Annotated in this window: 17 protein-coding genes; 11 read left to right on the top strand and 6 right to left on the bottom strand. The window is 73.8% G+C overall.

The window, feature by feature from the left end; translation table 11 throughout:
• The first annotated feature begins 18 nt into the window (after positions 1-18).
• The 5 genes from tig to ACI797_RS24265 all read left to right on the top strand — a co-directional run bounded on the left by tig (position 19) and on the right by ACI797_RS24265 (position 5,425).
• The gene (gene tig / locus ACI797_RS24245) at positions 19-1,491 is read left to right on the top strand and encodes a trigger factor (RefSeq protein ID WP_456862227.1); all 1,473 of its coding nucleotides are present in this window, start codon (positions 19-21) and stop codon (positions 1,489-1,491) included.
• A 251-nt stretch (positions 1,492-1,742) separates the two neighbouring features.
• Entirely contained in the window at positions 1,743-2,378 is a 636-nt protein-coding gene (locus ACI797_RS24250) for an ATP-dependent Clp protease proteolytic subunit (protein WP_456862229.1), read from the top strand.
• Positions 2,379-2,395: 17 nt separating this feature from the next.
• Positions 2,396-3,025 carry an ATP-dependent Clp protease proteolytic subunit gene (locus tag ACI797_RS24255; protein WP_456538188.1) on the top strand — a complete coding sequence of 210 codons (630 nt, stop codon included), beginning with the start codon at positions 2,396-2,398 and terminating at the stop codon, positions 3,023-3,025.
• Positions 3,026-3,340: 315 nt separating this feature from the next.
• Positions 3,341-4,615: an ATP-dependent Clp protease ATP-binding subunit ClpX gene (clpX, locus tag ACI797_RS24260; protein ID WP_456862231.1), complete on the top strand. Its 1,275-nt coding sequence runs from the start codon at positions 3,341-3,343 to the stop codon at positions 4,613-4,615.
• Between the two features lie 135 nt (positions 4,616-4,750).
• The gene (locus ACI797_RS24265; protein ID WP_456862276.1) at positions 4,751-5,425 is read left to right on the top strand and encodes a DUF4230 domain-containing protein; all 675 of its coding nucleotides are present in this window, start codon (positions 4,751-4,753) and stop codon (positions 5,423-5,425) included.
• A 75-nt stretch (positions 5,426-5,500) separates the two neighbouring features.
• Here the strand turns inward: ACI797_RS24265 and ACI797_RS24270 are convergent, their stop codons facing one another.
• Complete coding sequence (locus tag ACI797_RS24270; RefSeq protein WP_456862233.1) at positions 5,501-6,412, bottom strand: DUF559 domain-containing protein; 912 nt, start codon at positions 6,410-6,412, stop codon at positions 5,501-5,503.
• 148 nt (positions 6,413-6,560) lie between these two features.
• Complete coding sequence (gene valS / locus ACI797_RS24275; RefSeq protein WP_456862234.1) at positions 6,561-9,107, bottom strand: valine--tRNA ligase; 2,547 nt, start codon at positions 9,105-9,107, stop codon at positions 6,561-6,563.
• Between the two features lie 42 nt (positions 9,108-9,149).
• Here valS and ACI797_RS24280 point away from each other — a divergent pair, with 42 nt between their 5' ends.
• Together ACI797_RS24280 and ACI797_RS24285 are read left to right on the top strand one after the other, a co-directional pair.
• A complete protein-coding gene (locus ACI797_RS24280) occupies positions 9,150-10,505 on the top strand; it encodes a bifunctional folylpolyglutamate synthase/dihydrofolate synthase (RefSeq protein WP_456862236.1) in 1,356 nt (451 codons plus the stop codon).
• Positions 10,502-10,888 carry a DUF4233 domain-containing protein gene (locus ACI797_RS24285; protein ID WP_456862238.1) on the top strand — a complete coding sequence of 129 codons (387 nt, stop codon included), beginning with the start codon at positions 10,502-10,504 and terminating at the stop codon, positions 10,886-10,888. Before ACI797_RS24280 ends, ACI797_RS24285 begins: the two co-directional genes overlap by 4 nt.
• Here the strand turns inward: ACI797_RS24285 and ACI797_RS24290 are convergent.
• Genes ACI797_RS24290 through ACI797_RS24300 form a run of 3 tightly spaced genes read right to left on the bottom strand, consistent with a single transcriptional unit; the run spans position 10,885 to position 12,403 of the window.
• Positions 10,885-11,613: a class I SAM-dependent DNA methyltransferase gene (locus ACI797_RS24290; protein WP_456862240.1), complete on the bottom strand. Its 729-nt coding sequence runs from the start codon at positions 11,611-11,613 to the stop codon at positions 10,885-10,887. The genes ACI797_RS24285 and ACI797_RS24290 overlap by 4 nt on opposite strands.
• A 45-nt stretch (positions 11,614-11,658) precedes the next feature.
• Positions 11,659-12,180 carry a Clp protease N-terminal domain-containing protein gene (locus ACI797_RS24295; RefSeq protein WP_456862242.1) on the bottom strand — a complete coding sequence of 174 codons (522 nt, stop codon included), beginning with the start codon at positions 12,178-12,180 and terminating at the stop codon, positions 11,659-11,661.
• A gap of 1 nt (position 12,181) precedes the next feature.
• Positions 12,182-12,403, bottom strand: coding sequence for a helix-turn-helix domain-containing protein (locus ACI797_RS24300; protein ID WP_456538180.1), 222 nt, complete (start codon positions 12,401-12,403; stop codon positions 12,182-12,184).
• Positions 12,404-12,562: 159 nt separating this feature from the next.
• Between ACI797_RS24300 and ACI797_RS24305 the strand changes: the two genes are divergently transcribed.
• The 3 genes from ACI797_RS24305 (at position 12,563) to ndk (ending at position 16,591) form a co-directional block, all read left to right on the top strand.
• Positions 12,563-15,271, top strand: coding sequence for an ATP-binding protein (locus tag ACI797_RS24305; RefSeq protein WP_456862244.1), 2,709 nt, complete (start codon positions 12,563-12,565; stop codon positions 15,269-15,271).
• A gap of 112 nt (positions 15,272-15,383) precedes the next feature.
• On the top strand, positions 15,384-16,139 hold the full coding sequence (locus ACI797_RS24310) for an SDR family NAD(P)-dependent oxidoreductase (protein WP_456862246.1): 756 nt from the start codon (positions 15,384-15,386) through the stop codon (positions 16,137-16,139).
• A gap of 29 nt (positions 16,140-16,168) precedes the next feature.
• Positions 16,169-16,591 (top strand): nucleoside-diphosphate kinase, encoded by a 423-nt coding sequence (gene ndk / locus ACI797_RS24315; protein WP_456862248.1) that lies wholly within the window; start codon positions 16,169-16,171, stop codon positions 16,589-16,591.
• Between the two features lie 18 nt (positions 16,592-16,609).
• Here ndk and ACI797_RS24320 read toward each other — a convergent pair whose 3' ends face one another.
• Complete coding sequence (locus ACI797_RS24320) at positions 16,610-18,952, bottom strand: putative bifunctional diguanylate cyclase/phosphodiesterase (RefSeq protein ID WP_456862250.1); 2,343 nt, start codon at positions 18,950-18,952, stop codon at positions 16,610-16,612.
• 159 nt (positions 18,953-19,111) lie between these two features.
• Here ACI797_RS24320 and ACI797_RS24325 point away from each other — a divergent pair, with 159 nt between their 5' ends.
• Positions 19,112-20,071 (top strand): ABC transporter ATP-binding protein, encoded by a 960-nt coding sequence (locus ACI797_RS24325; RefSeq protein ID WP_456538177.1) that lies wholly within the window; start codon positions 19,112-19,114, stop codon positions 20,069-20,071.
• Position 20,072: the final 1 nt, after the last annotated feature.

Genomic DNA, 20,072 nt, shown 5'->3' on the forward strand with positions numbered 1-20,072 from the left:
CCGAGGAGCACTGCCGCTGTGAAGAGCACCATCGAGGAACTGGGCCCCACGCGGGTCCGGATGGCGATCGAGGTGCCGTGGGGCGACCTGGACCACGCCTTCGGTGAGGTCTACAAGGAGCTGAAGAAGCAGGTCCGGGTGCCCGGCTTCCGCCCCGGCAAGGTCCCGAACAAGGTGCTCGACCAGCGGGTCGGCCGCCCGCTCGTCCTCGAGCAGGTCGTGCAGCACGCGATCCCCGAGGTGTACTCCGAGGTCGTCCGCGAGAACCAGGTCCGCGTCATCGGCCAGCCCGACATCGAGGTCACCCGCCTCGACGACAACGACACCCTCGCCTTCACCGCCGAGGTCGACGTCGCGCCGAAGCTCGAGCTCCCCGCCCTCGACGACCTCGCGGTCACCGTCGACGACGTCGAGGTCACCGACGAGGAGATCGACCAGCAGGTGAACGTCATGCGCGAGCGGTTCGCCATGCTCACCGGCGTCGAGCGCGCGGCCGAGGACGGCGACTTCGTCTCCATCGACCTCGAGGCGAAGCTCGACGACGAGGTGCTCGAGGACGGCTCGACCACGGGCATGTCCTACGAGGTCGGCACCGGCAGCCTGATGGCCGGTCTCGACGAGGCCGTCCGCGGCCTGTCCGCCGACGAGTCGACGACCTTCAGCACCCCGCTGCTGTCCGGCCCGAACGCCGGCCACCAGGCCGACGTCACCGTCACCGTCCGCTCGGTCAAGGCCAAGGAGCTGCCCGAGCTCGACGACGACTTCGCCTCCACCGCCAGCGAGTTCGACACCCTCGAGGAGCTGCGCGACGACGTCCGCCAGCGGCTGCAGCGGGTGAAGACGATGCAGCAGGGCGCGCAGGCCCGCGACAAGCTGGTCGAGCACCTCATCGAGACCGTCGAGGTGCCGATCCCCGAGAACCTGGTCGACCGCGAGGTCGAGTGGCGCGCCAACGCGCTGGGCCAGGAGCTCGCCCAGGCCGGCATGGACTGGGACGCCTACCTGTCGGCGGCCGGCGTCGAGAGCCGCGAGGCCTACGACGAGGACGCCCGCAAGAACGTCGTCGACGCGGTCAAGACGCAGTTCATCCTCGACGCGATCGCCGACGCCCGTGAGGTCACAGTCGACAACGACGACCTCTCGGCGCAGATCGTGGCCCAGGCCCAGCGCAACCGGGTGAGCCCCGAGCAGTACGCCCAGCAGCTGCAGCAGGGCGGCAACATCGCCGAGTTCGTCGCCGACGTCCGCCGCACCAAGGCGCTGGCCCAGCTGCTGGAGCAGACGACGATCACCGACGAGTCGGGCAACGTCGTCGACCTCGAGGCGCTGCGCCCGCAGACCGTCCAGGCGCCGGCCTCCGAGCCGGTCGTCGAGTCCGAGGAGCCCGGCGACGAGGCCGAGATCGCCGACGCCGAGGCCGCCACCGAGGAGGCCGTCGAGGCCGCCGTCGTCACCGCCGACGAGGAGACCGGGGACACCGCCAAGGCCTGAGCCGCGGCGCTCGATCCGGTACGACGCCGTCCTCTCTTTTGCCAGGGAGGGCGGCGTCGTCGCGTCCGCGGGGACATCGCTGCGCCCACGGCGAACACCGGCCCGCGGAGGACTGCCGCCGCCGGTGCGCGCGTTAGGGTCGACGTGACTCAGGCGAATCCCGGCGGGTACCGCCCGCCGGAGGCCCCGGAGGGGCCCGGCACCACTCGCCAGTCCGACCGCGCAACAGTCCTACGGAGGTCATTCCACCCGTGAGCACCGACCCGATCCCGGCGGGCGCGCCCCTGATGCGCGCCGCCGCCGGAGGGATGAATCTCAACGACTCGGTCTACGAGCGTCTCCTGCGCGAGCGGATCATCTTCCTCGGCAGCCAGGTCGACGACGTCATCGCCAACCAGCTGGCCGCGCAGATGCTGCTGCTGTCGGCCGAGGACCCCAAGCAGGACATCCACCTCTACATCAACTCGCCCGGCGGCTCGGTGACGGCCGGCATGGCGATCTACGACACGATGCAGTTCATCGACTGCGACGTGGCCACCTACGGCATGGGCCTGGCGGCCTCGATGGGCCAGTTCCTGCTCACCGCCGGCACCAAGGGGAAGCGCTACGCCCTGCCGCACGCACGGATCATGATGCACCAGCCCTCGGCCGGCGTCGGCGGCACCGCGTCCGACATCGCGATCCAGGCCGACCTGTTCCGCCGGACCAAGCGCGAGCTCAACGAGCTGCAGTCCTTCCACACCGGCCAGAGCGTGGAGCAGATCGAGAAGGACTCCGACCGCGACCGCTGGTTCACCGCGCAGGAGGCCCTCGAGTACGGCTTCGTCGACCACGTCGTCAGCCGTGCGGCCATGACCGACAGCGCCAACCCGGTCACCGACAACTGAGTCCGGAGGGACTGATCATGAGCGGCTTCCAGATGCCCTCCAGCCGGTACGTCCTGCCCTCCTTCGTGGAGCGCACGAGCTACGGCATGAAGGAGAGCAACCCCTACAACAAGCTCTTCGAGGAGCGGATCATCTTCCTCGGGGTGCAGATCGACGACGCCTCGGCCAACGACGTGATGGCCCAGCTGATCACGCTGGAGTCCGCCGACCCCGACCGCGACATCACGATCTACATCAACTCGCCCGGTGGCTCGTTCACCTCGCTGATGGCCATCTACGACACGATGATGTTCGTCCGCCCGGACATCCAGACCGTCTGCATGGGCCAGGCCGCCTCCGCCGCCGCCGTCCTGCTCGCGGCCGGCACGCCGGGCAAGCGGCTGGCGCTGCCCTACTCCCGGGTGCTGATCCACCAGCCCTCCGGCGAGTCCGGCGGCCAGGTGTCCGACCTCGAGATCCACGCTGCGGAGATCCAGCGCGTGCGGTCGCAGATGGAGGAGATCCTGGCCCGGCACACCGGCCAGTCGCTGGACCAGGTCCGCGCCGACATCGAGCGCGACAAGATCCTCACGGCCGAGGAGGCGAAGGCCTACGGCATCGTCGACGAGGTCATCCAGAGCCGGAAGCTGAACGCCCTCCCCGCCTGATCGGCGGCAATTCGGTGCGGGCCGGGGCTTCGCGAGTCGGGGTCTCGGCCCGTACCGTCAAGGGGCGCAGGGAGCACAGGCGACAGATGTGGTTCCCCCGCCCGGCCGGGTGCGTCATTGCCCGACCGGGTCCGGGGGAGCAGGTACGGTCGGCGAGACCCGATCCCCGGCGGACGAAGCCGGGAGGAGAGCCTCGCGGGGCGAGCCGCCTCAGGCCGTCAGCTGGCAGCGGGGCACGGCAGCGGGACACAGCAGCACGACATGCACACACGGGGCCGCTTCCCAGGCTCCGAAACCCGAGGTGGAGGTCAGCAGGTGGCACGAATCGGTGAGAGCGGCGACCTGCTCAAGTGCTCGTTCTGCGGGAAGAGCCAGAAGCAGGTCAAGAAGCTCATCGCTGGCCCCGGGGTCTACATCTGCGACGAGTGCATCGACCTGTGCAACGAGATCATCGAGGAGGAGCTCTCCGAGTCGTCGGACCTGAAGTTCGACGAGCTGCCCAAGCCCAAGGAGATCCACGACTTCCTCGAGCAGTACGTGATCGGCCAGGAGAAGGCCAAGCGCACGCTCTCCGTGGCCGTCTACAACCACTACAAGCGGATCCAGGCCGGCGGCGAGCGCGGCAGCCGCGACGAGTCGGTCGAGCTGGCCAAGTCCAACATCCTGCTCATGGGCCCCACCGGCTGCGGCAAGACCCACCTCGCGCAGACCCTGGCCCGCATGCTCAACGTGCCGTTCGCCATCGCCGACGCCACCGCCCTCACCGAGGCCGGCTACGTCGGTGAGGACGTCGAGAACATCCTCCTGAAGCTGATCCAGGCGGCCGACTACGACGTCAAGCGCGCCGAGACCGGGATCATCTACATCGACGAGGTCGACAAGATCGCCCGCAAGAGCGAGAACCCGTCGATCACCCGCGACGTCTCCGGCGAGGGCGTGCAGCAGGCGCTGCTGAAGATCCTCGAGGGGACGACGGCGTCGGTGCCCCCGCAGGGCGGCCGCAAGCACCCGCACCAGGAGTTCATCCAGATCGACACGACGAACGTGCTGTTCATCGTGGGCGGCGCCTTCGCCGGTCTGGAGAAGGTCATCGAGCAGCGGATCGGCAAGCAGGGCATCGGCTTCGGCGCCGAGATCCGCAGCAAGAAGGAGATCGAGGAGGCCAACGCCTTCGCCGAGGTCATGCCCGAGGACCTGCTGAAGTTCGGCATGATCCCCGAGTTCATCGGCCGGCTGCCGGTGATCACCAGCGTGCAGGCGCTGGACCGCGAGGCGCTGATCCAGATCCTCACCAAGCCCAAGAACGCCCTGGTCCGCCAGTACCGCAAGCTCTTCGAGCTCGACGGGGTCGACCTGGAGTTCACCGACGACGCCCTCGAGGCGATCGCCGACCAGGCCATCCTCCGCGGCACCGGCGCCCGCGGGCTGCGCGCGATCATGGAGGAGGTGCTCCAGTCGGTGATGTACGACGTCCCCAGCCGGGACGACGTCGCCACCGTGGTGATCTCCAAGGAGGTCGTGCTCGAGCACGTCAACCCGACGATCGTGCCGCGCAAGCCCGCCCGCGCCCCGCGCGAGAAGTCGGCGTAGCTCCCGCTCGTCCGCGGCCCGCCTCCCTTGCTGGGAGGCGGGCCGTTTTTCTTTGCTCTGGCGGGAATGGCGGGGCGGCATCCGGTGCTCTACGACACAATCCCCCGATCGAACGCAGGGAGCCCGCGCGTGCCGATGCTGCTGGACCGTCCGATCCCCGCCCCCCTCGCGCCGCGCCGGCGCCGCCTCCGCGGCCGCCGCCTCCTCGTGGGCGCCGCGGCCCTCGCCGCCGCCGGGGTCGGGCTGCAGACCCTCGTCGGCTGGGAGAACCCCTTCGAGGAGAAGGTGGTCGACCGCAGCACCACGCCGCTGCTGCTGGCTCTGGCCGACCTGCACGACTACCACGCGGCCACCGGCAGCTTCCAGGTCGTGATCGACCAGGAGCGCGACACCCCGTACCTGCCCTCGGCGATCAGCGGCGAGCGGACCAGCTTCCTCGCCACCGGCACCGTCGACGCCTACGTCGACCTCGAGGGCGTCGGCGAGGCCGTCGAGCTCTCGGACGACGGGCGGACGGCGACCCTCGTGCTGCCGGCGCCCGAGCTCGCCGAGCCCCGCATCGACCCGGCGGAGAGCCGCGTGCTCGACCGCGACCGCGGCCTGGTGCAGCGGGTGGGCGACGCGATCGGCGGCGACACCACCGACGACACCGCGCTCTACGCCGAGGCCGAGGACCGGCTGGCGTCCGCCGCCACGGCCAGCGACCTGCGCGAGCGCGCCGAGGACAACACCCGCGACATGCTGACCTCGCTCGCGGCCGGCTTCGGCGTCGAGGAGCTCACCGTGACCTTCGAGGACGACCCCGCCTGAGCCGACCGCGCCGGCGCCGCGAGGCGTGTGCGGATCCGGCGCATCCGCAACCCAGGAGTGCGCCGGATCCGCACATCACCCCGGCAGCATCGCCCGCCGGGCCGCGCAGACACGCAGGATCTCGTGCCGGCACGCCTCCGGCTCCCTCGTCAGCCGGCGGTAGCTGAAGCGCAGGACGACCCAGCCCAGCGCCGCGAGGGCGACGTCTCGTCGGGTGTCGCGCTCGCGGTCGTCCGCGGAGCCGTGGAAGGCGGCGCCGTCCAGCTCGACCGCGATCTTGAGCTCGGGGATCGCCGCGTCGAGGTGGACGGTCGTGTGCGGCAGGACGACGCGGTGCTGCTGCACGAACGTCGGCATGCCCGGGCCGCGCAGCACGTCCAGCACGCCCCAGATCTCGAGTTCGCTGTGGCAGCCGCCCTCCACCAGGTCGATGAGGGCGATCAAGCCGCTGCGGTCGGCCACCGCCGTCTGCGCCGTCACTTCCGCACGCAGCGCAGCGGGGCGCACGCGTCGTTCCCGGAGGGCGGTGATGACGGCGCCCCGAGCCATCTCGACGTCCCGCCGGCGGCCGGAACGGGATGCCAGCCCCCACGTGTCGACCAGCGCCCGGGGGAGATCGGTGACCGGGAGACCACCGACGCGGTCGGGGTCGAGATGCCGGACACGGTGGACGACGAGCCCGGGCGACTTCACGGCACGCCGGGTGGCGCGCACGCAGAGGTGGAGGGGATCCGCCTTCGGCGCCACGCGCCAGAGGGCCAGCGCGGAGGCGTGGCTCACGGCGCCGCCGGTGGCGAGCACGCCAGCCAGCGCACGGGTGTGCCACTCGTCGAAGCGCTCGGGGATCACCACGACGCCAGGGTGCGGCCGCAGCAACCGGCCGGTGCGGACCCAGCGCGCCACCGAGTGCCGGTCCACCCGGGTCAGCAGGTCGCGAGTGCGGACGGCGCCGTCACGGCCCACCAGCGCAACCAGGTCGTGTGCCATGCGGCCACGCTGCCGCCACGGTGACGACCCGTCGGGCCGCCTCGGACGGATGTGGAGATCCGGCCGGCCTGTGGATCGCTGGGGCTGTGTGCGTGAACGGCGCAGTCCTGTGCCGGGAACGCGCCATCCACGCACACAGCCTGCCAGGTCAGGCCTCCGCGGGCGGGGCCAGGACGACGGAGACGCGCAGCTCGCCCTCGCCGGGCTCGATGCTCAGCGAGGCGATCCGCCCGGCGTCGACCAAGTCGGACCGCGCGCCCTCCAGCAGCGGCACCTGCGCGGCCGGCGCGGTGACCGTCGCCGACTCGACGTCGGCCCGCATCGACACCTGCGCGTCGGACTTCGCCTTGCGCACACCGGCCAGCGCGGCCGCGACCACGCCCACCTGCGCCGGGTCGCCGCCGCGCGGCAGCTCGGTCGCCCGCGGCCACAGCGCCCGGTGCACCGAGCCGCCCTGCCACCAGGACCAGACCTCCTCGGTGACGAACGGCAGCACCGGCGCGAACAGCCGCAGCAGCACCGACAGCGCCAGCGCCAGCGCGGCCTGGGCCGACTCGGCGGCGGCGCCCGAGCCGTACGCCCGCGACTTCACCAGCTCCACGTAGTCGTCGCAGAACGACCAGAAGAAGGTCTCGGCCACCTCGAGCGCGCGGGTGTAGTTGTAGGCGTCCATGGCCGCGGTCGCCTCGTCGACGACGTCGCTCAGCCCGGCCAGCAGCGCGAGGTCGAGCGGCTCGGTGACCTGGTCGGCGGTCAGCCCGGCCGAGGCGCCCAGGCCCAGCACGAACTTGCCGACGTTGAGGATCTTGATGGCCAGCCGCCGGCCGACCTTCATCTGCGCCTCGTCGAACGGCGAGTCGGCACCCGGCCGCGCCCCGGCGGCCCGCCAGCGCACCGCGTCGGTGCCGTAGCGCTCCAGGACGTCGATCGGCGTGACGACGTTGCCCTTCGACTTCGACATCTTCTTGCGGTCGGGGTCGACGACGAAGCCCGAGATCGCCGCGTGCGTCCACGGCACCGTGCCGAACTCGTAGTGCGAGCGCACGACCGTCGAGAACAGCCAGGTGCGGATGATGTCGTGCGCCTGCGGGCGCAGGTCCATGGGGAAGACGTGCGCGAACAGCTCCGGGTCGGTGTCCCACCCGGAGGCCACCTGCGGCGACAGCGACGACGTCGCCCACGTGTCCATCACGTCGGGGTCGGCGACGAACCCTCCGGGCACGCCTCGCTGGGACTCGTCGAAGCCCGGCGGGACGTCGGACGACGGGTCGACCGGCAGGGTCTCCTCGGCGGCCAGGATCGGGTCGTCGTGCACCGGTTCCCCGGAGTCGTCGAGCCGGTACCAGACCGGGAACGGGACGCCGAAGAACCGCTGCCGGCTGATCAGCCAGTCGCCGTTGAGCCCCTCGACCCAGTTCTCGTAGCGGTGCCGCATGTGCTCGGGCACCCACTGGATCTCCCGGCCGCGCGCGACCAGCGCGTCCCGCAGGTCGGCGTTGCGGCCGCCGTTGCGGATGTACCACTGCCGCGTGGTGACGATCTCCAGCGGCCGGTCGCCCTTCTCGTAGAACTTGACCGGGTGGCTGATCTGCTTCGGCTCGCCGTCGAGGTCGCCGGACTCGCGCAGCAACTCCACCATGCGCTGCTGGGCGCTGAACGGCGTCTTCCCGGCCAGCTCGCCGTACGGGCCGGCGGGCACCCCGGCCGGCGCCTCGGCGACCAGCCGGCCGTCCCAGCCGACGATCGCCCGGGTGGGGAGGTCGAGCTCCCGCCACCAGGTGACGTCGTTGAGGTCGCCGAAGGTGCAGATCATCGCGATGCCGGAGCCCTTGTCCGGCTCGGCCAGGCGGTGGGCGACCACGGGCACCTCGACGCCGAACACCGGCGTCGTCACCGTCTGCCCGAACAGCGGCTGGTAGCGCTCGTCGTCGGGGTGGGCGACCAGCGCGACGCAGGCGGGCAGCAGCTCCGGCCGGGTGGTCTCGATGAAGACGGGTCCGGACGGGCCGTGGAACGAGATCCGGTGGTAGGCGCCGGGCCGCTCGCGGTCCTCGAGCTCGGCCTGGGCGACGGCGGTGCGGAAGGTGACGTCCCAGAGGGTCGGCGCCTCCTGGGCGTAGGCCTCACCGCGGGCCAGGTTGTGCAGGAACGCCCGCTGCGCGGTGGCGCGCGAGGCCTCGGAGATCGTGCGGTAGACGTTCGACCAGTCCACCGACAGCCCGACCCGGCGCCACAGCTGCTCGAAGGCGCGCTCGTCCTCCTCGGTCAGCCGCTCGCACAGCTCGACGAAGTTGCGCCGGGAGATCGGCTGCTGGTCCTTGCCGGGCTTCTCCGGCGGGGTGAAGGACGGGTCGTAGTGCAGCGACGGGTCGCAGCGGACGCCGTAGTAGTTCTGCACCCGGCGCTCGGTGGGCAGGCCGTTGTCGTCCCAGCCCATCGGGTAGAAGACGTGCTTGCCGAGCATCCGCTGGTAGCGGGCGACGATGTCGGTGTGGGTGTAGCTGAAGACGTGCCCCACGTGCAGCGAGCCGCTGGCGGTCGGCGGCGGGGTGTCGATCGAGTAGAGCTGCTCGCGGGGCGCGGCCAGCGCGGCGGCGCGGTCGAAGGCGTAGGTGTCCTCCGCGGCCCAGTGCTTGATCCACTTCTCCTCGAGCCCGTCCAGGGACGGCTTCTCGGGCACGCCGCGGGTTTCCATGCCCTCCATCCTAGGAACCGGGCGGCTGGCATCCTGGAGAGGATGAGCAGCACCGAGCACGGCGAGATGGCGCGCGTCGAGAAGGCCCTCCTCGCCCGGTGGCCGGAGAGCCGGCTGGAGCCCTCGCTCACCCGCATCAACGCCCTGGTCGACCTGCTCGGCGCGCCGCACCGGGCGTACCCGGTCGTCCAGGTCGCCGGCACCAACGGCAAGACGACGACGGCGCGGATGGTCGACGAGCTGCTGCGCGGCTTCGGGCTGCGCGTCGGCCGCTTCACCAGCCCGCACCTGCAGTCGATCCGCGAGCGGATCGTGCTCGACGGCGAGCCGGTGAGCGCCGAGCGCTTCGTCGAGACCTACGACGACATCGCCCCGTACGTCGAGCTGGTCGACAACGGCTCCGACGTCCCGATGTCGTTCTTCGAGGTGATGGTCGGCATGGCGTACGCGCTGTTCGCCGACGCCCCGGTCGACGTCGCCGTCATCGAGGTCGGCATGGGCGGCACGTGGGACGCCACCAACGTCGCCGAGGCCCGCGTCGCCGTCGTCACCCCGGTGGCGCTGGACCACGCCGAGTACCTGGGCCCCGACGTCGGAACGATCGCCGGGGAGAAGGCCGGGATCATCAAGCGCGACTCGATCGCCGTCCTCGCCCACCAGGAGCCGGCCGCGCTCGACGCGCTGGTCCGCCGGGTGGTCGACGTCGAGGCGACCCTGGCCCGCGAGGGCACCGAGTTCGGCGTGCTGGAGCGCAAGGTCGCCGTCGGCGGCCAGCTGCTGCGGTTGCAGGGCCTCGGCGGCGAGTACCCCGAGGTGTTCCTCCCGCTCTTCGGCGCCCACCAGGCGCAGAACGCCAGCACCGCACTGGCCGCCGTCGAGGCGTTCCTCGGCGCGGGTGCGGCCACCGGGCCGGTCGACGTGGAGACGGTGCGCAGCGCGTTCGCCGCCGTCCGCTCGCCCGGACGGCTGGAGCGGGTGCGCAGCTCGCCGACCGTGCTGGTCGACGCCGCGCACAACCCGGCCGGCATGACCGCCACGGTCGGCGCGATCCGCGAGTCGTTCGACTTCACCCGGCTCGTGGGTGTGGTCGGCTGCGTCCGCGGCAAGGACGTCCCGGGCATGCTCGCCGCGCTCGAGGACATCTGCGCCGAGCTGGTCGTCACCCAGAACAGCTCGCCGCGGGCGATGCCGGCCGACGAGCTCGGCGCGCTGGCCGTCGACGTCTTCGGCGCCGACCGGGTGAGCGTGCACCCGCTGCTGCCCGAGGCGCTGGAGTCGGCGATCGAGCTGGCCGAGGCCGGTCCCGACGACGCGCTCGGCGGCTCCGGCGTCCTGGTCACCGGCAGTGTGATCACCGCAGGGGAGGCCCGGGCCCTGCTCGGGGGTGCCACCTCGTGAGGGCGCTCGACCCGGCGCGCGCCGCCAAGGCCCTCAACGGCGGGGCGGCCGCCGCGCTGCTGCTCGAGGCCGTCGTCATCCTGTTCGTGCCGCGCGGCATCGCCCAGTCCGGCCCGGGGCTCACCGGCTTCCGGCTGACGGCGCTGCTGGTGCTGTTCGCGCTGCTGGTGGTGGCCGCCGGCCTGCAGCGCCGGCCGCAGGGGCTGTTGATCGGCACGGTGCTGCAGGTGCCCGTCGTCCTCACCGGGCTGTTCAACAGCGTGATGTGGCTGCTCGGCGGGATCTTCGCGCTGATCTGGCTGTACCTGCTGCAGGTGCGCAAGGAGCTGCTGGGCAGCACGTTCGGCCCGCCCACGCCGGCGCCCGAGGACGGCGAGGGCTAAGGCTTCCGCCACACCGACACGTGCGCGGTGCTGTCCGCACCGAAGGGCGAGCGCGCCCAGTCGGCCCAGCGGTGCTCCGGCTCCAGCCCCGCGAGCTGGGCCATGAGGTCGAGCTCGGCCGGCCACACGTAGCGGAACGGTGCCGAGAACAGCTCCGCCCGGCCGTCGGCGAGCCGGTAGTGGTGCGACCGGACGATCTGGGTGACGACGTCGTACTCGTCGAAGCCCAGGTGCTCGGGCGTGAGCGCGAACGCCCGCACCCGCTCGCCGGGCGGCAGCCGCTGCAGCGCCGGGACGCCCACCTCCACCGCGAAACGCCCGCCGGGGGCGAGGTGGGCGGCGGCGTTGCGGAACGTCGCCACCTGCTCCTGCTGCGACGTCACGTTCATGATCGTGTTGAAGACCAGGTAGACGAGGGAGAAGCGGCCCGGCACCCGGGTCGTGGTGAAGTCGCCCACCGACGCCGCGACGGCCGCCGCGCCCGGCTTGGCGCGCAGCCGGGCGAGCATCGGCTCGGAGACGTCGATCCCGCTGACCCGGAGCCCGCGCCGGGCCAGGGGCAGGGCCATCCGGCCGGTGCCGACGGCGAACTCGAGGACGGGTCCACCGGCGGCGAGCTCGGCGAGCAGGTCGACCGCGGGATCGAGGACGGCGGGGGCGAACATCTCCCGCGAGTCCTCGTCGTAGCCGGCCGCCACCCGCTCGTCGAACCACACCTCGCGCACCGGCCCACCCTGACCGGGCCGGCGGCCGGCGCGCGACCCCGTTTCTCAGGCGGCGGCTGAGCCCTCGAGCCGCTGCCGCAGCGCGTCGGCGTCCACGCCCAGCTGCCGCAGCACGCGGGTGACCGTCGGGTCGTCGACGGCGAGGACGCCGGAGAGCACGTGCCCGCTGTCGATCCGCCGCCCCCTGTGCCGCAGGACGGCGCGCAGCGACTCCTCCAGCGCCCTCTTGCTGTCGCGGGTGAAGGGCAGGTGGCCGGGTGAGCGGGGCCCGCCGCGGTCGAGCGCGCCCGGGCCGAACGCGGCCTCGGCGGCGGCGCGGACCTCGTCGAGGTCGATGCCGACGGCGGCGAGCGCGTCGGCGTCCAGCCCGGCCGACCGCCGCAACGCCGACTGCAGCCGGTCGGCGTCCACCCCGGCGGCGTGCAGCGCGCCGCCGCCGCGGGCCGGGTCGCGGCTGAGCGCGAGCAGCAGGTGCACCGGCTCGATCCGGGACGCCCGCAGGTCGCGTGCCTCCTCCTGCGCGTGGACGACGGCCCGGCGGGCCTCCTCGGTGAAGCGTTCGAACACGTCAGCCGTCCTTCCTGCCGCGGGCGTGCTTCTTGTGCACGGCCTGCCGGGTGACGCCGAGGGCGTCGGCGATCTGCTGCCACGACCAGCCGCGGTCGCGGGCGTTGCGCACCTGGAGCACCTCGAGACGCTCGGCGAGGTCGCGCAGCGCCCGCACCGCCCGCAACCCGGTGTCCGGGTCGTCGGCGGCCGCGGCCGTGGTGACGTCGGTGGGTGAGGCCATGACTGTCAACGTAGGTTGACGCCCGACAGGTGTCAACCGGAGTTGACACGAGGCGGGCGCGCGGGGGGCTCCTCCGACCCGCGCCGGTGCGAGATGCTCGGCACCGTCCTGGTGCCCGATCCGGCGCACCGATGCGCCGGGCATGCGACGGGATCGCCGATGACCTCCACGCAGACCACGTCCGGCGCCGCCCTCGTGGGGCGGACCGGGGAACTCGCGGTCCTCGACCGCCGCGTGTCCGAGACCGTGGCCGGCCGCGGCGGCCTCGTCCTCCTCGCCGGGGAACCGGGCATCGGCAAGAGCCGCCTGGCCGAGGAGGCCGGCCGGCGGGCGACCGGGCAGGGGTGCCGGGTGGTGTGGGGGCGCTGCCGCGAGACCGAGGGCGCGCCGGCCTTCTGGCCGTGGACCCAGGTCCTGCAGGTCGTGCTGGCCGATCCCGGTGCGGCCGTCCCCGACGAGTTGCGCCCTCTGCTGGAGCGCCGATCCGCGGTCCCGCGGCAGGCCGACCGCTTCCGCCTGTTCGACGCGGTGCTGGCCCGGCTCTGCGCCTGCGCCGCCCGGCAGCCGCTGGTGCTCGTGCTGGACGACCTGCACCGGGCCGATGCCGCCTCGCTCCGCCTGCTCGACTTCGTCGTCCCCGCCGCCCGCGACGTGCCGCTGCTGCTCATCGGCACGTACCGGGACACCGCGGTACGAGCGCCGCACCCCCTGGCGGCCCTCGTGGGGGAGCGGGTCGGGGCCGCGGGCACGGACCACCTGGCCCTGGGCGGGCTCGGCGAGGAGGACGTCGCCCGGCTGGTCGCGGTGCTGGCGCCGGCCGGCGGCGCGCTGCCCCTGGCGGACCTGCAGCGGCGCAGCGACGGCAACCCGTTCTTCCTCACCGAGCTGCTCCGGTTGCGCCCGGAGGAGGGGGCGGCGGTGCCGACGACGGTCAGCGCGGCGATCGCGGCCCGGGTCCGGCGCCTGCCCGCGGCCACCCGCCGGCTGCTGGAGCTGGCCGCCGTGGTGGGGCGGGAGTGCTCCGTCCGGCTGCTGGAGGTGCTCGGCGGGGTGCCGGGGGAGCGGGTCGAGGCCCGACTGGCCGCCGCGGTGGACAGCGGCCTGCTGCAGGCCGGCGCCTCGGGGTACCGCTTCCCGCACGTGCTGGTCCGCGACGCGCTCTACGCGGCGATCCCGCCGGTGCGCCGGGCGGCGCTGCACGGGCGCGTGGTGACGGCGTTGACGGCCGCGGGGGCGGAGAGCGGGGCCGGCGACCTCGCCAGCCACGCCGCGCGCGCGGTGCGGACACCGGAGGACCGGCAGCGGGCCCGCCGGCTGGCCGAGGAGGCGGCGGAGGAGGCGCTCGGCCGGCTGGCGCACGAGGAGGCCGCCGCCTGGTACGAGCGCGCCCTCGGGCTCGGGCCGGAGGGGCCGGAGGAGCGGTTCGCGCTGCTCATGGCGCTCGGCGCCAGCGCGGGTGGGGCCTCGCTGGTACCCCTGAGCCGAGCCGCCTACGACGAGGCCTGGCAGCTGGCGCGGGCGAGCGGCCGGGCGGACCGGCTCGCGCAGGTCGCGCTCGGCCTGGGCGCGGTGGTCGACGCGCCCGGGACCGTGGACGCCGAGCTGGTGCACCAGCTCGAGGAGAGCCTCGCGCGGGCGGACCCCGCCGCCCGGGAGGTCCGCATCCGGCTCGCCGCGCGGCTGGCCGTCGCCGTGTACTGGGGCCCGCGCCTGCCCGAGGCCCGGCGGATCGCGTCCGACGCGGTCGCGGCGGCCCGGCGGCTCGGCGACCGGGGGGCGCTCGCCGTCGCCCTCTCGGCCCAGCAGTACGCGCTGCGCGGCCCGGGCCACCTGGCGGAGCGGGCCCGCCTGGGCGAGGAGCTCGTCGGGCACGCACGCGCGCTCGGGGACGAGCCGCTGGAGGTCCAGGCGCGCCGGCTGCTGCTGGCCGACCGCTGGCAGCAGGACCTGGCCGCCGTCGACGCCGACCTGCGGGACCTCGACGTCCTGGCCCGCGAGACCCGCCGCCCGGTGGCGCGCTGGCACGTCATGGTCAACGAGTGCGTGCGGGCCGGCCTGGCGGGCCGTCCGGAAGAGGGCCTCGAGCTGGTCGACCGCACCGAGGCGTTCGGACGGCGGATCGGCGCGCACCCGGCGGCGATGTACGGCGTGGGGCAGCGGTTCTTCCTCCTGCGCCAGTGCGGTCGGGGTGCCGAGGCGGAAGAGCAGGTGCGGGAGACCGTCCTCGCCTACCCGCGCGTGGTGACCTTCCGTTGCTCCCTCGCCTTGCTGCTCGCCGAGGCCGGACGGCGGGACGAGGCCGAGGCCCTGCTCGGCGAGCTGGCCGCGGACGGCTGCCGGGCGGTGCCGCCGGACGCGCTGTGGTTGTCCGGCGTCGCCCAGCTGGCCCTCGCCGCCGTCCGCCTGGGACGCCGGGCGGAGGCCGAGACCCTGCACCGCCTGCTCCTGCCGCACAGCGGAGCCGTCGTGATCGAGGGGGTCGTCGTGTGGTGGGGCGCGGTCGACCACTACCTGGGGCTGACCGCGGCGGCGCTCGGCCGGGAGGACGAGGCCGAGCGGCTGCTGCGGTCCGGGCTCCGGCAGCACGAGGCCTGGGCGGCGGTGCCCTGGATCCGCGCCAGCCTGGACGCGCTCGCCGCGCTCCCGGGACGGGGCGGGCACGTCCCCGAGCGGGCGCCGGCCGCGCTCACCGATCGGGAGCGGGAGGTGCTCCGGCTGCTCGCCGAGGGGGCGGCCAACAAGCAGATCGCCCGCCGGCTGGCGATCAGCGTGCACACCGTCGAGCGGCACGTCACGAACGTGTACAGCAAGATCGGCGCCCGCAACCGGGCGGAGGCCACGGCCTTCGCGCTGCGGCGGTCCGGCTGAGCGCCCTGCCTCCACTACGAGGTTTCCGCGATACCGGCACGACCGCCGACGGGCGCACGCTCGTCCGGTCCGGTGCCCGACCGGGCGCCGGCCGAGGTCCAGGGGGTGCGCCATGGCGCGGTTGCAGGGCAAGGTCACGGTCATCACCGGGGGCGAGAGCGGGATCGGTCTCGCCACCGCCCGCCGCTTCGTGGCCGAGGGGGCCGAGGTGTACATCCTCGGCCTGGACGAGGGACGGCTGAAGGACGCCGAGCAGGAGCTGGGGACCTCCTGCGGCTGGTCCGTCGCCGACGTCACCGACGAGGCCGCCGTCCGGGACGGTCTGCAGGCCGCGGTCGACCGGTTCGGCACGCTCGACGTCCTGTTCAGCAACGCCGGCATCAGCGGGGCGGTGAGCGGCGTCCTCGACTACCCCTCCGACGTCTTCACCCGCACGCTCGCCGTGCACGTCACCGGCGCCTTCCACGTGCTCAAGCACGGGCTGCCGCGGATGCGGGACGGCGGCAGCGTGATCATCACCTCGAGCGTCGTGGGCGTCGTCGGCTTCGCCGGCATCTGCGGGTACGTGGCGGCCAAGCACGGTCAGGTGGGGCTCATGCGGTCCGTCGCCGCGGAGGTGGCCCCGCGGCGGATCCGGGTCAACACGCTGCACCCCGGGCCCACGTCCACCGCCTTCCAGGACGAGATCGAGATGGCGGCGACCGGCCTGCCGCGGGCCGAGGCGGCGGCGGTGTTCGACGACCTGCTGCCGCTCAAGCGGCACGCCTCGCCGGACGAGATCGCGGCCGCCGCGCTCTACCTGGCCAGCGACGAGAGCGCGTTCATGACCCGGACGACGCTCGTCGTCGACGGTGGTCTCGCGGGGTGAGCGGGGCGGACCCCGTAGGCTGCCGCCTCGTGTCCGCACCCACTGCTGAGCGCACCCTGGTCCTGGTCAAGCCCGACGGCGTCGCCCGCGGCCTGGTCGGCGAGGTCATCTCCCGGCTGGAGGCCAAGGGCCTGCGGCTCGTCGCCGCCGAGCTGCGCACGCTGACCGCCGAGGTCGCCGAGACCCACTACGCCGAGCACCGCGAGCGCCCGTTCTTCGGCTCCCTCGTCGAGTTCATCACCAGCGGGCCGCTGCTGGCGCTGGTCGCCGAGGGCCCGCGGGCCATCGAGGCGTTCCGCGCGCTGGCCGGCGCCACCGACCCGGTCAAGGCGACGCCGGGCACCATCCGCGGCGACTTCGCTCTCGAGGTGCAGTCGAACATCGTGCACGGCTCGGACTCGCCCGAGTCGGCCGCGCGCGAGGTGAAGCTCTTCTTCCCCGACCTGGGCTGAGCCGCGTCGCCGACGCTCCTAGCGCGGCAGGAGCGGGGCGCCGTCGCGCACCAGGCGCTCCACCTCGTCGGCCGGCACCGGCGGCGAGAACAGGAAGCCCTGGGCGCTGCGGCAGCCCAGCTCCTGCAGCGCGGCCAGCTGCTCGCAGGTCTCGACGCCCTCCGCGACCACGCCGAGCCCGAGGCTGGTGCCCAGCGCGATCATGGCGCCGGCGATCGAGCGCTCCGCCGTCCCGGGCCCCAGCGGCGCCACGAACGACCGGTCGATCTTCAGCCGGTCCAGCGGGAAGGCCTGCAGCCGGCTGAACGACGAGTGGCCCATGCCGAAGTCGTCGATCGCGACCGACGTGCCCAGCCGCCGCACGCCGTCCAGCGTCCCGGCGGCGTCGGTGTCCGAGCCGATGGCCAGGGTCTCGGTGACCTCCAGCTCCAGGCGGCCGACGTCGACCCCGGCCCGGTCGCTGCGCGCGGCCACCGCGGCCGGCAGGTCGCCGCGGGCCAGCGTGCGCGCCGAGACGTTGATCGCGATCCGCAGCGGCGCCAGGCCGGCATCGGCCCAGGCGCGCAGCTGCGTGCAGGCGGTCTCGAGCACCCAGTCGTCGATCTCGTCGACCAGCCCGGTGCTCTCCGCCACCGGCAGGAAGGCGTCCGGCGCCAGCAGCCCGCGCTCGGGGTGCTCCCAGCGGACCAGCCCCTCGACGCCGTCCACCCGGCCCGACCGCAGGTCGACCTGCGGCTGGAACAGCAGCCGCAGCTGACCGCCGGGGATCGCCTCGCGCAGCTCGCCGACCAGCCGGTTGTGCGCCACGACGTCGTCGTGCATGCCGGGCTCGAACAGCCGCGCCCGGTTGCGGCCGGCCGCCTTGGCCGCGTACATGGCGATGTCGGCATCGCGGAGCAGCTCGTCGGGGCCGCGGCGGTCCAGCGTCCCGGTGAGCGTGATGCCGATGCTGCAGCCGACCTCGAACCGCTCGGCGCCCCACGGCACCGGCCGCCCGATGGCCGAGAGCAGGCGCTCGGCGACGGCGGACGCGTCGCCGCGGCCGTCGACGTCCTCCATGAGGACGACGAACTCGTCGCCGCCCAGCCGCGCGACGGTGTCGTCGGGGCGCACGCAGGCCTGCAGCCGGCGGGCCACCTCGGTGAGGACGGCGTCGCCGGCGCCGTGGCCGAACACGTCGTTGACCGACTTGAAGTCGTCGAGGTCGAGCAGCAGGACGGCGTCGCGGCGCGGCACCCGGCGCGCGGCGAGCGCGTGCTCGAGCCGGTCGCGCATCAGCGCGCGGTTGGCCAGCCCGGTGAGCGGATCGTGCAGCGCCAGGCGCGCCAGCTCGTCGGCCTGCTCCTGCAGGCGGTGGGCGGCGGCCAGCGCCTCGGCCTCGCTGCGCTTCTGGCCGCTGATGTCCCGCGCGATCGCGGCGATGCCGGTGATCGCGCCGTCGTCGCCGCGGATGGTCGAGAGCGTCAGCAGCGCGTCGAAGCGCCGGCCGTCGCGGCGGCGGTGGACCCGCTCGACGCTGAGCCCGTCGTTGGCGACGACCTCGTCGAGGACCGCCCGCGACGACCGGGGCTGGTCGTCGGGGACCAGGATCGCCACGGTCCGGCCCACGGCCTCCTCCGCCGTCCACCCGTAGAGCTTCTCCGCACCCGGGTTCCAGGTGAGGATCCGGCCGTCGGGGGCGAGGGTGGCGACGGCGTCGTCGGTCGACTGGACGACGGCGGCCAGCCGGGCGAGCTCGTCGCGCTGCGCCCGCAGCTCCGCCGTCCGGCTGGTCACCAGCGACTCGACCCGGGTCCGCCGGTCCTCGAACCGCCGCCAGGCCACCACGCACGCCCAGCTCTCGAGGACGACGAAGGCGGCGTGGACTGCGGCCATCCCCAGCGGCGTCACGTCGTCGGCGAAGACCGACCCCGGGAACAGCGAGCCGAAGACGAAGTGGTGCACCGCGACGTAGGCGACCGCGAGCACGAACGGCACCGGCGTCGCGTAGAGCGTGGCCAGGGGCAGCAGCGCGAAGAAGAGGAAGTGCGCCTCGGTCCGCCCGCCGGAGAGGTGCACGACCAGCGCGGCGGCGGTCATCAGGGCCGCCGCCCCGGCCGTCGCCCGGTAGACCCGGGGCAGCACGGTCGCGCGGGCGGCGAGGGTCAGCGCGACGAGGGGCGCGGCGTGCGCGGCCGACTGCAGCGGCGGGTGGCCCCGGACCACGGCGTAGCCGGCGACGGCGACGCAGAGCGCCACCAGCGTGCGCAGCACGAAGCCGTGGTGCTCGGCCCACTGCTCGTCGGGCAGCTCGCGGCCGAGGAACGGACGGCGGAGACGGGTGAGGCCACCGGCAGCGGAGATCTGCGCTGCTGCGTCCACCTGGTCCCCTTGATCTTTCACGGACCGTAGCCGGAAGGTTACGTTCCCGATCCTGGCGGGTCCGGCCGACGGCGGCCACCCGAGGGCGACGTGACCGTCGCCACGTCCCCTGCGGAACTCGCTCGTCCGCTGTCGGTGCGCGTCACTAGGGTGCGGCGCGTGGAACGGCGGACGGCCCTCATCAGCGCGCGCGGCCTGGTGAAGAAGTTCGGCGACTTCACCGCCGTCGACGGCATCGACGTCGACGTGGCGCCGGGGGAGTCGTTCGGGTTCCTCGGCCCCAACGGCGCCGGCAAGAGCTCGACGATGCGCATGATCGGCGCGGTCTCGCCGCCGACGGCGGGGGAGCTGCGGGTCCTGGGGCTCGACCCGACCGTCGACGGCCCGGCGATCCGCGCCCGCCTCGGCGTCGTCCCGCAGACCGACAACCTCGACCTCGAGATCACCGTCGCCGAGAACCTGCTGGTGTACGGCCGGTACTTCGGGCTGCCCAAGCCCCTGCTGCGCGAGCGGGCCGCCGAGCTGCTGGAGTTCGTGCAGCTCGCCGACCGCGCCGGCGACAAGGTCGAGCCGCTCTCCGGGGGGATGAAGCGGCGGCTCACCATCGCCCGCTCGCTGATCAACGAGCCCGACGTCGTCCTGCTCGACGAGCCCACCACCGGGCTGGACCCGCAGGCCCGGCACGTGCTGTGGGAGCGGCTGTACCGGCTCAAGCAGCGCGGGGTGACCCTCGTGCTCACCACGCACTACATGGACGAGGCCGAGCAGCTGTGCGACCGGCTGGTGGTCATGGACAAGGGGCGGATCGCCGCCGAGGGCTCGCCGGCCGAGCTGATCCGCCGCTACTCCACCCGTGAGGTGCTGGAGCTGCGGTTCCCGCTGCTGGAGGGCCAGCCCGGGCCGGAGCGGTACGTGCCCGAGCTCGACCCGGTCGTGGAGCGGGGCGCGGTCGACCGGGTCGAGGTGCTGCCCGACCGGCTGCTGCTCTACACCGCCGACGGCGACGCGGCGCTCTCGGCGGTGACCGCCGGCGGCGTGCACCCGCTGTCTAGCCTCGTGCGGCGCAGCTCGCTGGAGGACGTCTTCCTCCGGCTCACCGGCCGGACGCTGGTCGACTGAG

This window comes from Geodermatophilus sp. SYSU D00691, assembly GCF_054050275.1.